A 12,827-nucleotide genomic window follows, 5' to 3' on the forward strand; every position below is an offset into this window, starting at 1 on the left:
ATATTTTTTATATTGGTATTGAAGTTAAAGACTTACGATTTCACGAAGCGCTTAGCCTCGAAAACTGACGATACTATAGGGAATCAAGGTTACAAATTAGTTGCACGCAAGTTGCAACTTAAGATGGATATTTAGGCGGCGATTTAGCGGATTGGACTAGGAAAAATAGCGAAGATGGCGGGCATGGCTCACCATCTTGTTAAAGATCATCAGAGTAGCCCGTTATAGCGGCTGCAACTGCGCATCGAGTAGGCTGACTAACAACAATTCTCCCTTATCGCTAACTCTAAACTCGCCATACTTTGCTTGGCTGAAGTGGTCGGCTTGGCCCTCTTCAAAGAAAAAACTATTTGAGGCGAGTTTTACTCTATGATTGCGCAGACGAAAATCTACCGTGAGTTGCTCAGCCGTTTTGGGTTGATCACGGTAAATACCGACAAAGTGCGCCACCTTTTGCGAGTCGAGCGTCAACAGCAGTTGTCCCTGCGTCATCCCCTCGGGCAACGCGGCGCGCACCTCCTGTGCAATAGCATACTCCAAGGCCATGTAATCCCCCTGCATAATCGAGCGAGGATCCACTGGCGCTAAGGCAAAACGTACCACTTGGCCATCCTGTAATAACTGCTCAAACTGAGCGATTCGCCAGTTGATGCTTATCAGCAGTGCCGCAGCGGTAAACACCACTAAGACTATGGCGCGCTTATGAAAACGGCTTAATGCTAAGGTCGCTTGATTCATCATGCTTGCTCCTTTGCTGCGACCAGCACTTGTTTGATGGGAAAATAGCGCCACATCAGCAATCTCGCGATAATAAGCACTCCGCCTAATCCCATCAAATACAGAGATTTAAGCATCAAGGTCGTCTCTAGGGAATAATAATAGCCCGCCGCAAACACCAGCCCAGAGGCAATCCCCATCCCCTTAAGCCACACCTCGTGCCCGTAGTGCCCTAACAATATCAGTAGCACAGCCGTTGATAAGCCCTGCATTGGCAAAGACAGTGCACTAATAAGCACTAACCCTAAAAGCGCGAACAATATGGCAGGATGGGTGAATGGGATCTGCCATTGCTTACACAGACTCAGGAGCAAAAAGCTGCAGATGGCAAACACGACCAGTAAATGAATCGCGGTTATCCCCGACTGCCACCCCACGGCATACAACTGCGAAAACTCCCTATCCAGACTAAACACATGCATAAGTTGAATGGTGAGCAGATTTGCACTCGTGGCAAAAATCCACATTCTCGCCCTTTGATAGTGGTGCCCAGTGCGGTGAAGATTGAGTAGCACAATACTCGATAGCAATAGCCACAGCGTCGGCGTTAACGATAAGAGATGCCACTCGGCCAACAGGCCGGTGACACAGACACTACAGCCAAATGCAAATACCCACTGGGCCACAGTGTGCTTGATAATCCCCCAAAGCAGTAAAAACAATGCAGCCATGCTCAGATACCAAGCCAGATTGAAGGCTCCGCCGAGTAAATCAAACAGCCCCCAAGCCAAGGCAAGCGAGCCGCTTAAGCAGGAGGCAAAGGCAAACTGCTGCAAAAAGTGCTGTTGGCGCCCGCCCCAATATAAGGCAAGCCCTAAGCCTAAATAGCTGCCACCGATAAAGAGTGCCGCGCCCCCTTCGAATCGCCCCCACAAACTATCGAAAAGTGACACCATAAAACCTAATAAAAACCAAGCTGCTATCCAGGCTGCACCGGCTTGCATCAAGGCGATATACCAAGGCATGTCTTGGGATTCAGGCAACTCAGGGGAATTCACTGCGCCCTTGGTATACAAACTCTCCCACAGAGATTGCGCCGACTCATTCTGGAGCTCATTCGGGTGCTTATTCATGGCTTAGCCCCTCATTCTCGCTGGGTGTCTGCGTAGGCGAGATTCCCGCTTTAGCTTGCCGATGCAGTCGTCTTAACACCGCACTTAAGCCAGTGCTCGCTAAAATGATGTAAAGCCCAATCAACAAAAAGCCGCCAATGGGATCGCTATCGCGAAACAACAGTTCGGTGAATAGTGCCGCGCCAACGGTAATCAAGCTAAAGCCACCCAACGCCAAGGGATAAACCTGCAATCGTTTGTGCCTGAACCACCAGAATCCAAACAATAGATGGCCAACGTAGCCAACCCACACACCGACAAGCAGCGGCTTAGTGTCGCTCGGCTCAAAAATCATCCAACAGACCAGTAAGGTAAAACAGCCCATGGCCGTCAGTGAACTCGCATACTCTACAAATGGCGCATGCCAACGTCTGCTACTACTGCTGAGAAATACAAAGCCGTAGTAGATAGTCAGATTAAGTACCACAAAGAGACATAACCACAACTGTTCATCTAGCCAGAGTGAAGTCGTATCGACATACAGCCCAAGGCTTAAATTGACTAGCCCCACCAGCAGTAACCATAGACCGTCAAAGCCTGCCACCCACGCGAAGGGCAGAATCGCAAGCGCCCAAATGGCGAACAATTGCCAAGGATCGGCGCCGGTTTGATAAGTTTGCCCGACCAGGGCTAACAATCCTCCCACCAACAGGCTCACCACCAGCAGCGCAGCATTGGCAAGAGTTGCTCCAAATAAAGAATGAGAAGGATCAACGAGCCGCTTCGCCGCACTGCGATAATACAGCCAGACAAAGCTGACAAGGCTAATTAATAGCGCCGCTTCAATCAGCGCAAACTTGCTCATTCGCTCGAGGGACTGCCAGTTATAGGCAAAAAAGAAAATCACTCCGCAGGCAAAGCTTAACGCCCCCGACCATTGTAAAAGCTGTGCTAATAAGCTGCGCCAACTGGCGGCGTTGGGTGGTACGGATAACTGTCGATACAGTTCATTTGCCTCGGTTGGCGTGATATGTCCCTGTTCCAGCCATTCATAGACGTGCGAGGTAAGATAGCGCAATCTGAAATCTCCCTATTATTACCTGACGTGACAGCGCAACTTCACCAGATGCTATCACTAAGTGCTACAACTAGGTGCGCAACAAACCAGCCAAGTAAATTGCCAAAGATAGTCCCTATTGTATTGATCAATAGAGCAAATAGATAAGTGAATCTTCAGCCTTATCCATAAATCAACCAAAGGGATAAAAGCACGTCTTTTGAAGGGTAAAATGGTTAATCGAACTAAAGTGCTTGTAACTGCAGTGGACTCAGCACAGCAAGCAAGGCTATCAATAGAAACACTAAGGATTGCAAACGTAGACGTAGGCTGGCTTGGGGTGGGGATAATAAGGCCACGTAAAAAAGCCAAATCGCATACATACCGTAATTAAGCCCCAAAAACAGCAATAAGCTGTAGCCATACATTTCAGGAAGGAGTTTGAGGGCGCACACCAAAAACACGGCGGTAGTGGATAAATAGAATACCGATTGGCAATAGAATAGCGCGCTAAACCACTGTTTATCTGGCTCAGACAAAGGCGCATTCATCAGCTTCGGCAGCCGCTTTTGTTTCCCCTCCACTAAGTGGTAAACGCACACACCTGCGCTCAGGATTGTTGCTATCGCCAAACTGATCATTGGTTATCTCTCGCCCTTATTCGCGGCCATCAGGCCCTTGCTTATCTAGGGAGTAAGACCCGCCAAAGCTCAACTCTATTGCAGGTGCTTAACGCTAATTCAAAAAATCATTCTTTAGATAATAAAACAAAGGAGCCTTAGGCTCCTTTGTTTATCACACGCAATACTTACATGGTGGCCATGGTCCAGTAATCGAGGCGCTTTTGCGGATCGGCTAACAGGTTTTTACATTCTTCTTTATATTTGCCCATCAGCGCCCCTAAGTTACTTGAGCCGCCTAAGCTCTGGATCTGGCGCGCTTTAGCGTCGGCCACCGCTTGGGTGACTTCGGCTTCTGACTGATACTTCTTCGCCAGATTCTCAGCCTCGACCTTAGAGGTTTTTAAACGCTCACCCACAGCCTGCATTTGCGGAGCATTCATGGCGCCAATGGCCTCTGAACTGATTTGATAATAAGCAGCACATTCAATGGCTTCTTTACTAAAGGCCTTTTCTGCCTCATCGGCAACTACGCTATGGCTCACAGTTAACATTAAGCCGGCAACGGCAAACGCTTTAAACATCTTGTTGTCCTTTTTATTAGCAATTAAGCATAAACTACTTAAGCAATGAGTGGATCTCAAGCTCGTAAGTTAAAAATTTCTGATCCCGCACAAAGCCTAAGGCCTCATACAATCCCTGCGCGCGGACATTCTCCTTTTGGGTCTCGAGCACTAAGGCGCGAGCGCCCTGGGCTTTGGCATACTCAGTCGCCTGTTGCACCAACCCCCGACCGATACCGACGCAACGCGCATGCTGGGTGACAAACACATCGTTTAGGATAAAAATCGGCGCCAAACGCAGCGATGAATAACTGGGATACAACTGCACAAAACCCAATCCCATACCCTCGGGAGAGCGCGCGATAAACACCACGGACGAGGCATCCTGCAAACGCGCACGAATAAACTGCTCCGCCGCAAAAACATCATCCTTACAGCCGTAAAACTGCCGATACTCATTAAATAACAGGGCAACCTCATGACTATGGGATACGTCAGCGCGAGAAATAATGTTTGCCATCGGCCTTTCCTACCTCAAATCTACGTGCGTGTTGCGACTCCAAATAGCGAATGAATGCCGCCATTTGAAGCCTCAATTCGCCTTACTCTACCGGTCGTTGCTGTAAGCGAAATGCTAAGTTGTGTTTCACTGTGGCCCATTCGGAATCGATAATCGAATACACCACGGTATCGCGGATCGTGCCATCCTTGAGGATCTTATTGTTGCGCAGCACGCCATCTTGCTTAGCGCCGAGGCGGGCAATGGCTTGGCGAGATGCTTGATTATGCCAATGGGTACGAAACTCGACGGCAATGGCATCGAGGGTTTCGAAGGCAAAGGTCAGTAGTAATAACTTGGATTCGGTATTGATCCCCGTGCGCTGGGCGCGCTTGGCGTACCAAGTGTAACCAATCTCCAAATGGCGATGCTCGCTCTCCCAGTGGCAGATACGGGTGCAGCCGACAATCTCACCGGAGAGACGGTCGCGCACCGCAAACGGGAAACTCTCGCCGCGCGCTTTCTCATCTAAGGCTTTACTCACATAGGCTTTCATCTCACTTGGCTCTGGCACGCTGGTAAACCATAAACGCCACAACTCGCCATCCGCCACCGCTAAACTCAAGGCGGCAACATGGGATAAAGAGAGGGGTTCCAGCACGACATGTTCGCCCGTTAAACAACCTAAAAGATCGCGTTCGCCCACAGTATCGCCTCCATTAGCTGACTAAAAAGTGTGTCCTTGCGCACATTTTTTACTAGCCTAACATTAATCTAAAATAAAAAAACCTCTATTTTCAATGTGATTTGATAATTTCATTCTAGGTGCAGGCGCTAAGATTTCCTTAAGCTTCGCCGTCGAAAATGACATGTTGATGAATTGGATTAGGCAGATGTTGTAGTCGTTCTGATGCAGCTAAATAACGCAGGGCTCTAAAAAGTTCAAATAGTCATGACTCCCCTTTTAGCCTAGCGTTAGTGCAAACTAGCAAAGCGCACGACTTAGACATCGATTTGGCGGTAGTGGATAAAACACCCCCATTAAGATCAAAAAAGCGCAGTGTTTACTTAGAAACACTGCGCTTTTACGTCGCAATTAGCCTTTGGCTATCTCAAGTCAAAACTGCCTAAGATTAAAACCCATGCACGCTATTACTCACCCTAAACCAGCCGGCAATACTGTTGCGCTGGGCTAAGGTTTTACTGACCTCATGGGGGAAACGTTCGCTTAAGAAAATCACAAAATGCCCCATTTTAGGCGCGATGCGTTCAATCTCATTATCGGCTTCATCGTAAATAATCAGCTCGCCGCAATCTACTGGCGTCCAATCGGGATTTAAGAAAAATACTGTGGTTAAGATACGGTTTTGACTGCCTTTTAGCGCGTCCACATGCTTCTTATAAAAAGCGCCGGGTTGATACACAGCATAATGGCTTTCGTAGTCGAATAATCCCATAAATAATCGACGATTTAGGCCATCCTTTAACTGCGTCATCAAGTCTAAATAGAGGCTATCTGGCTCGCTCTGCTCCTCCAGCCACTGGATCCTATCGCGGCGAATATCGGGGTTGAGTTGCTGCTCTGCACCACGTCCAATCGAAGCCGCTTTGAGCTCATGTATTTCTGTTGCTTGGATTTTTTCCAATAATACTTGGCTAATGGGGTGAGGAATTAACTCAGGTAAAAAAATATAGCCTTTGTCTACCAAGGCGTCAGCGATCACATCCAGCACTGCTTCACTTAATTGCGAAACCATTAATGCTACATCCAATAATAAGAGGCTACGCTTTAGCTGTACTCAAGGGCTCAAAGGAGGGAAAACTGAGCCTGATTTTCGAGGGGCGTCGATACGGGATAAAGAAGCTATCCCACAGTCAAATTTGGCGGGATTTTAGAGTAAAGATTATCGAAAAACAATAGCGTAAAAAAAGGCTTGATAGGTTGCCCTACCAAGCCTTTGGCCCTTTTTACAATGAATCGTTTAATCGACTAAACCACGGCGGTTTAATAAGGCGTCGGTCGTGGGTTTTTGACCGGTAAAGTGGATGTAATCCTGCATCAGATCTTCGCTGTTACCTTTAGACAATACCGCATCACGGAACTTATCGCCGTTTTCGGCTTTTAAACCACCATGTTGACCCATATAAGCAAAGGCATCGGCGGCAAACACTTCCGTCCACAGGTAAGCGTAATAACCGGCAGAATAGCCACCCGAGAAGGCATGGCTAAAATAGCTCGACTTATAACGCGGTGGAATTGGCGCGAAATCGAGGCCGTGTTTGGCTAACACTTGATGCTCAAACTGTTCCACGTCCTTGATTTGGGTGTCGGCACCAATCGAGTGCCATTCCATATCCAGTAATGCAGCCGCTAAATACTCAACAGTATCAAAACCTTGACCAAATTTATTCGAGGCTAAGATTTTATCGAGTAGGGCTTTAGGAATAGGCTCACCGGTTTGATAGTGCTTGGCATAATTGGCAATGACTGCGGGGTCAATGTTCCAATCTTCGTTAACTTGAGACGGAAACTCCACAAAGTCACGTGCCGTAGAGGTACCCGCCACACTCGGGTATTTCACCTTAGAGAATAAACCATGCACCGCATGACCAAATTCATGGAACATAGTGGTCACTTCATCGAAGGTCATCAAGGTTGGACCGTTAGCAGGTTTCGGGATATTCAGTGCGTTATACACCACAGGCTTAGTGCCTAGTAGGCCGCTTTGAGTGACAAACTCATCCATCCATGCGCCGCCGCCCTTACCTTCACGGGCATAAGGGTCAAGATAGAACAGACCAATAGAGCTGTTGTCTTTATCGAAAACCTCAAAGGCGAGGACATCGCTATTCCATACCGGTAAATCGGTGCGTGGTTTAACGCTGATGCCGTAGAGTTTGTGCATCGCGAAGAACAAGCCATCCTTCAGCACAGAGTTAAATTCAAAGTAGGGTTTGATGCTGCTTTCATCGAGGGCGTACTTTTGCTGACGCACTTTCTCGGCGTAATAAGCCCAATCCCAAGGTTGTAATTCAAAATTACCGCCGGCCTTTTTGATTTCAGCTTGGATATCCGCCGCATCGGCCTTAGCGTGAGCCAACGCCTTAGGTGCCAAGTCATCTAAAATTTCATACACGGCAGTTGGCGTTTTAGCCATTTGGTCGGCCACGGCATAGGCTGCCCAAGTATCAAAGCCGAGTAAATTGGCTTTCTTAGCGCGCAGCTGCGCCATCTTCACGATTAAAGGGCCATTGCTGGCAACGGCGCGGTGAGCTGAGGTTTCCCAGACTTTTTGGCGCAGTTCGCGGTTATTTAAACTGGCTAAGATAGGCTGACGCGTCGTATTCACTAAGGTGATCAGGTAACCCGTTTTACCCGCCGCCTGTGCTGCGGCCGCTAAGGTGGCGATTTCGCTGTCAGATAAACCGTCCAGTTGTGCTTTATCGGTCACAACAATCACATCGTCTTTAAATGACTTTAAGCTGTTTTGGGAAAACTCAGTCGCAAGGGTCGCTAACTCAGCGTTAAAGTCGCGCATTTTCGCTTTATCGGCATCGGATAATTTGGCTCCTGCACGTACAAACTGCTCGTAATAAAACTCGACTAGGCGCTTATCTTCGGCATTTAACCCAGCACGTTGTTGATACACGGTTTCGACACGGGCAAATAAACTTGGATCTAAGTAAATATTATCGCGGTGAGCCGACAACTTAGGCGCTAAATCCGCCTCGTTTTTTTGAAAATCATCGTCGGAGATTAACCCCGCCAGATTGAAGAAGGTGCGTGACACTCGAGTTAACAACTCACCCGAGGTTTCCATGGCTAAAATCGTATTCTCGAAGGTCGGCGCCTGTTTATTGGCGATAATCGCTGCGATTTCAGCCTCATGTTCTTTTATCCCCTGCGCAAACGCGGGGGCATAATCCGAACTCTTTATCAGATTAAACTGCGGAGCTTGATCCTGCAGTGGACTCTTACTCAATAACACATTGGTCGCATTCGCTTGAGTCGATGCAGCGGCTTGTGTCGCAACCGCATTGGCGGCCTCAGTATTTGCTGCCGGTTTTTCTGAGCAAGCGCCCAATAACAATGCCGCGGCCACGGCAGTAGTAATAACAGACTTACGCATAGGAACTCCCTAGAGTGTTACTGCCCTGTCTTTATATTTTTTAAGTGAAAGGTGCGAGTAACGGATTTTGGCTTCTCTTCCAACTGACGCATGCTTTGGGCGTCCGTTTTCGACGCACAACCTTAGCAAGTTAAGCGAGCTTCGGCCAAGTTTTCAAAGCCTAGGATCGAGGGGAATTTGTATCTCTTTATGTGTGACGGCCGTCAAACGACGGCAACAAGGGGCTTTTGTCTGCGATTGAGCGACGAGCGGTCATAGGTAAGGCGTACAAACAATCAAGTTTTTAACTGGTAGAATTTATTTTATAAATAAAAGCTTAGGCAAAAACACCTCATAAAAATCGGCAACATTATCTCAAAGATTCATCGAATATAAGCGCAGGCGAAATTCAATCAGCTAACAAATATTAATTATTCTTAATAAACTGCTGGCAACATCGAATTAACCAGCCGATGAATAAAAATACCGCAGCCATGGTGCACAAATTAATCAATCAAGCGCCTAGTCACAATTTGAAACAGCTTTTATCCAATTAATGTCACATTCAGATCATCAAATCTCTTTATAATCCCCGTCCGTTAACTCAATGACGCGATTACCGAACGGTTCTTTCGTCATGAATTAACAGGATGATGGGCATGTTCTCAAAAGAACATGTATTAGGGTCAAATAAATATAAATAGAGAAAACGATGTTAAATAAAAAACTACTCGCAGTGATGATCACTGCCGCCTTAGGCGTAAGCGCCTGTGGCTCGGATGATGAGCAAATCGTTCAAGCGGATTTACGTGTATTAGAAACCACGGATCTGCACACAAATATCATGGATTTCAACTACTACAGCGGTAAAGAAGATCCGACAATCGGTCTAGCTCGTACCGCTAGCCTTATCCATGCCGCCCGTAAAGAGGCCAAAAACAGTGTACTCGTAGATAACGGCGACCTGCTTCAAGGTAGTCCTATGGGTGACTATATGGCTAAAGTCGGCCTACAAATGGGCGATGTTCACCCCGCCTATAAAGCAATGAACCTATTAGATTACGAAGTAGGAAATATCGGTAACCACGAATTTAACTATGGTTTAGATTTTTTAAATAAATCACTTCATGGTGCAGAATTCCCTTATATTAATGCCAACGTCTATTGTGCCGACGATAATGGCTGCTGGAATGATGTGAAAAAAGGTGAGCATTTATTCACCCCTTATATCATTAAAGAAAAACAAATCGTCGATAGCGAAGGAAATAACCAAACCATTAAGATTGGTTATATTGGTTTTGTGCCACCACAAATCTTATTGTGGGATAAACAAAATCTCACGGGCAAAGTAACGGTTGAAGATATTGTTGCGACCGCCAAGAAATATGTGCCTGAAATGAAAGCGAAAGGCGCGGATTTGATTATCGCAATCCCCCACTCTGGTATTGGTTCGACCGAAAATCCTGGCGATCCTATGGCAGAGAACGCAACCTATGCCTTGACCTATGTTGACGGTATTAATGCCATCCTCTTTGGTCACAGCCACTCTATTTTCCCCGATGCCAAATACGCCGACTTACCTAATACAGACGTGACTAAGGGTCTGTTAAATGGTGTGCCAGCCGTCATGCCTGGACGCTGGGGTGATAACTTAGGTGTGGTCGACTTTAAACTCGAGCGTAAAGACGGTAAGTGGTCTGTACTCAGTGCCACCACTAAGGCACGTCCTATCTATGATGGCGCGACCAAAACACCGTTAGTCGAAGCCGATGCAGCTATCCATGATGCTGTCGCCGCCGAGCACCAGGGTACACTCGCCTTCGTGGACGAGCCGATTGGGGTTGCTGCCGCCGATATGTACAGCTTCTTGACCTTAGTGCAGGACGATCCAACCGTACAAATCGTTTCTGACGCGCAAATTGCTAACGTCAAAGCCAAACTCCCTGAGGCGTTAAAAGATCTGCCCGTCTTATCGGCCTCTGCGCCATTCAAAGCCGGTGGTCGCCACGGAACGACCAGCGATGCAGACCAATATGTACAAGTCGATAAAGGCGCATTGACCTTTAAAAACGCCGCCGACCTTTACCTCTACCCCAACACTATGGTGGCGGTTAAAGCAACGGGGGCTGAACTGAAAGATTGGCTGGAGTGTTCGGCTAACCAATTCAATCAAATCGATCCAACCAAAACCACGCCGCAGGAGTTAATCAACTGGGATGGTCACCCAACCTACAACTTCGACGTGCTCGATGGCTTGACCTACCAAATTGATGTGACTCAACCGAGCAAGTTCGACCGCGACTGCGCCGTCGTCAATGCCAATGCTAACCGTATTGTCGATTTAAGCTACACAGATGCCAACGGTAAAGTCTTCACTGGCGAAGAGTTTGCGGCCAAAGAATTTATCGTGGCCTCAAATAACTACCGCGCCTTTGGTGGCAAGTTCGCCGGTACCGGCAGTGATCATGTGGTACTCGAACTGCCAGATACTAACCGTGAAGCCTTAGCGGCCTATATCACGGCACAATCTCAGTACAACGAAACCACAGGCAAGTATGAAGGCATGGTCAACCCAAGTGCTGACTACAACTGGGATTTCAAAACCATCAGCACCAATGTTGCGTTAGATATTCGCTTCCAAACCCAAGATAGCGACAAAGCCGCTGCCTTTATCGAAGCGAATAAACAGCGCGAAATGACCAAGATTAGTAAAGATGAACTCGGTTTCGCCGTGTACCGCATCAATCTAAGCCAAGATAAAGCGAAGTAATTTGCGTTATTGCGCTTAGGTTAAGCCAAAGTCAGGCTTAACTCAGTCTCGTACTTAGGCAAGAAAAGGCTCCCTGTGAGCCTTTTCTTTATTCTACATCGCAGCCAAATATCAATGAATGTATCGCGCTTTATGCATCCTTTGTGTGTTCTTTGTGACCATCAACTTAGCTCTCCACTTTGTGTTAACGGCCATCTCACTTATCATTAGTGCGTGATATCAACCAAGAGAAAGCCTATGAAATCCTCTGCTATCCTGTGCGCATCCGCCATACTGCTTGCCAGCCTGCAACCCGTTTGTGCCGAAGTTATCCTGCAGCTGCCAAGTGATGTCGAGCTGTTAACCGTGAATGGACAAAAGCCATTAAGCACCTCACCAGTCACGCTGAGCGATGGATTGAACCAAATCGCGTTTCGCTACAATGCCCAGTATCGCAAACAGGCTAATTCGGTACGCTATCAATCGGACGTACTGATCATCCGCTTTAATGAAACTGACCAAGCATTACAACTCAAACTGCCTAATATCGACTCGGCAAAAGCTGCAAAGCAGTTCGATGAGTCACCGTCACTCACGCTTTTAGATCAGCACAATCAAGCGGTTAGTTTTGATCAAGACAGATTAGTGAAAAACGGGCTTCAGATAGGCCGAAACTTCGAGCAGGAAATCTTTCAATACAATCAAGGCCAACATCCCGCATCGATAACGCTTGCCGCAGTGCAAAACCAGCCTCAAGTATCAGCAACAACGACTGCACCAACTCTGCAAGCCGCCACTTCTGCGCCATCAACAGCCGTAACCGCCAGTGCTGCTGCAGTAACACAAGGCACAGCACCTGACTCGCCGACCCAAGCTGAAATCAGCCATATGCTGGATTATTGGTATCACCTCGCCGATGACACCACCAAAGCAAAATTCAAGGCCAAAATTAACGAGCAATAAGCGTATTCGTTAGTTTTGGCAGTAACAAGCGAGCAAGACACCTATCCAATACAGAATAGAGCAGCCTAGGTTGCTCTTTTTATTGGCCTGATATTATTTGCCTAAATTGCTAGGGATAAACCAAGCTAAACAGTGAGTGAAGTGGGAATATATAAAGGGAGTAAGAGGTAAAAATTGCAAACGCCATAAACAAAAAAGCCAGCTTATTCAGCTAGCTTTCTGCTCTCTTCACGAGACTGTTTATCTTCACTTTTAAAAGTGAAATCAAATTAGGCGCTTGGCGATGACCTACTCTCACATGGGGAGACCCCACACTACCATCGGCGTGATTGCGTTTCACTTCTGAGTTCGGGATGGGATCAGGTGGGACCACAATGCTATTGTCACCAAGCAAATTTGTTATTCACTACCTGTCTTATTGTCGCAGGCAGTAAATGA

11 protein-coding genes and 1 rRNA gene are annotated in these 12,827 nt (G+C 47.3%); 2 read left to right on the forward strand and 10 right to left on the reverse strand.

The annotated features are described in order from the left end of the window. Window positions 1-222: 222 nt before the first annotated feature. From M0415_RS07380 to M0415_RS07420, 9 genes are all read right to left on the reverse strand, one after another. A complete protein-coding gene (locus M0415_RS07380; protein WP_088211461.1) occupies window positions 223-738 on the reverse strand; it encodes a GDYXXLXY domain-containing protein in 516 nt (171 codons plus the stop codon). Beyond that, a complete protein-coding gene (locus M0415_RS07385; RefSeq protein ID WP_088211433.1) occupies window positions 738-1,850 on the reverse strand; it encodes a DUF4401 domain-containing protein in 1,113 nt (370 codons plus the stop codon). The genes M0415_RS07380 and M0415_RS07385 overlap by 1 nt, the downstream gene beginning before the upstream one ends. Further along, a complete protein-coding gene (locus M0415_RS07390; protein ID WP_088211434.1) occupies window positions 1,843-2,907 on the reverse strand; it encodes a DUF2157 domain-containing protein in 1,065 nt (354 codons plus the stop codon). The genes M0415_RS07385 and M0415_RS07390 overlap by 8 nt, the downstream gene beginning before the upstream one ends. A 224-nt stretch (window positions 2,908-3,131) precedes the next feature. Beyond that, window positions 3,132-3,527 carry a hypothetical protein gene (locus tag M0415_RS07395; protein WP_088211435.1) on the reverse strand — a complete coding sequence of 132 codons (396 nt, stop codon included), beginning with the start codon at window positions 3,525-3,527 and terminating at the stop codon, window positions 3,132-3,134. Between the two features lie 167 nt (window positions 3,528-3,694). Then, window positions 3,695-4,090, reverse strand: a complete 396-nt coding sequence (locus tag M0415_RS07400) for a hypothetical protein (RefSeq protein WP_011625878.1) — start codon at window positions 4,088-4,090, stop codon at window positions 3,695-3,697. A 34-nt stretch (window positions 4,091-4,124) separates the two neighbouring features. Continuing rightward, window positions 4,125-4,589 carry a GNAT family N-acetyltransferase gene (locus tag M0415_RS07405; protein ID WP_088211436.1) on the reverse strand — a complete coding sequence of 155 codons (465 nt, stop codon included), beginning with the start codon at window positions 4,587-4,589 and terminating at the stop codon, window positions 4,125-4,127. An 82-nt stretch (window positions 4,590-4,671) separates the two neighbouring features. After that, the gene (locus M0415_RS07410) at window positions 4,672-5,274 is read right to left on the reverse strand and encodes a GNAT family N-acetyltransferase (protein ID WP_088211437.1); all 603 of its coding nucleotides are present in this window, start codon (window positions 5,272-5,274) and stop codon (window positions 4,672-4,674) included. A 427-nt stretch (window positions 5,275-5,701) separates the two neighbouring features. Beyond that, window positions 5,702-6,325 carry a 2OG-Fe(II) oxygenase gene (locus M0415_RS07415; RefSeq protein ID WP_088211438.1) on the reverse strand — a complete coding sequence of 208 codons (624 nt, stop codon included), beginning with the start codon at window positions 6,323-6,325 and terminating at the stop codon, window positions 5,702-5,704. 225 nt (window positions 6,326-6,550) lie between these two features. Next, window positions 6,551-8,698, reverse strand: a complete 2,148-nt coding sequence (locus M0415_RS07420; RefSeq protein WP_088211439.1) for a M3 family metallopeptidase — start codon at window positions 8,696-8,698, stop codon at window positions 6,551-6,553. Between the two features lie 691 nt (window positions 8,699-9,389). Between M0415_RS07420 and M0415_RS07425 the strand changes: the two genes are divergently transcribed. Together M0415_RS07425 and M0415_RS07430 are read left to right on the forward strand one after the other, a co-directional pair. Beyond that, on the forward strand, window positions 9,390-11,447 hold the full coding sequence (locus M0415_RS07425) for a bifunctional 2',3'-cyclic-nucleotide 2'-phosphodiesterase/3'-nucleotidase (protein ID WP_088211440.1): 2,058 nt from the start codon (window positions 9,390-9,392) through the stop codon (window positions 11,445-11,447). A gap of 237 nt (window positions 11,448-11,684) precedes the next feature. Next, window positions 11,685-12,389, forward strand: a complete 705-nt coding sequence (locus tag M0415_RS07430) for a DUF2057 domain-containing protein (protein ID WP_088211441.1) — start codon at window positions 11,685-11,687, stop codon at window positions 12,387-12,389. Window positions 12,390-12,664: 275 nt separating this feature from the next. Here M0415_RS07430 and rrf read toward each other — a convergent pair. Then, window positions 12,665-12,780 (reverse strand): 5S ribosomal RNA (rrf, locus tag M0415_RS07435). Window positions 12,781-12,827: the final 47 nt, after the last annotated feature.

This window comes from Shewanella sp. 10B (genome assembly GCF_023475885.1).
GTDB classification, from domain to species: Bacteria; Pseudomonadota; Gammaproteobacteria; order Enterobacterales; family Shewanellaceae; genus Shewanella; species Shewanella mangrovisoli.

Coding starts and splice junctions, on each gene's coding strand:
- M0415_RS07420 (WP_088211439.1), bottom strand. CDS start 8,698: ATGCGTAAGTCTGTTATTACTACTGCCGTGGCCGCGGCATTGTTATTG.
- M0415_RS07430 (WP_088211441.1), top strand. CDS start 11,685: ATGAAATCCTCTGCTATCCTGTGCGCATCCGCCATACTGCTTGCCAGC.
- M0415_RS07395 (WP_088211435.1), bottom strand. CDS start 3,527: ATGATCAGTTTGGCGATAGCAACAATCCTGAGCGCAGGTGTGTGCGTT.
- M0415_RS07405 (WP_088211436.1), bottom strand. CDS start 4,589: ATGGCAAACATTATTTCTCGCGCTGACGTATCCCATAGTCATGAGGTT.
- M0415_RS07415 (WP_088211438.1), bottom strand. CDS start 6,325: ATGGTTTCGCAATTAAGTGAAGCAGTGCTGGATGTGATCGCTGACGCC.
- M0415_RS07385 (WP_088211433.1), bottom strand. CDS start 1,850: ATGAATAAGCACCCGAATGAGCTCCAGAATGAGTCGGCGCAATCTCTG.
- M0415_RS07400 (WP_011625878.1), bottom strand. CDS start 4,090: ATGTTTAAAGCGTTTGCCGTTGCCGGCTTAATGTTAACTGTGAGCCAT.
- M0415_RS07380 (WP_088211461.1), bottom strand. CDS start 738: ATGAATCAAGCGACCTTAGCATTAAGCCGTTTTCATAAGCGCGCCATA.
- M0415_RS07425 (WP_088211440.1), top strand. CDS start 9,390: ATGTTAAATAAAAAACTACTCGCAGTGATGATCACTGCCGCCTTAGGC.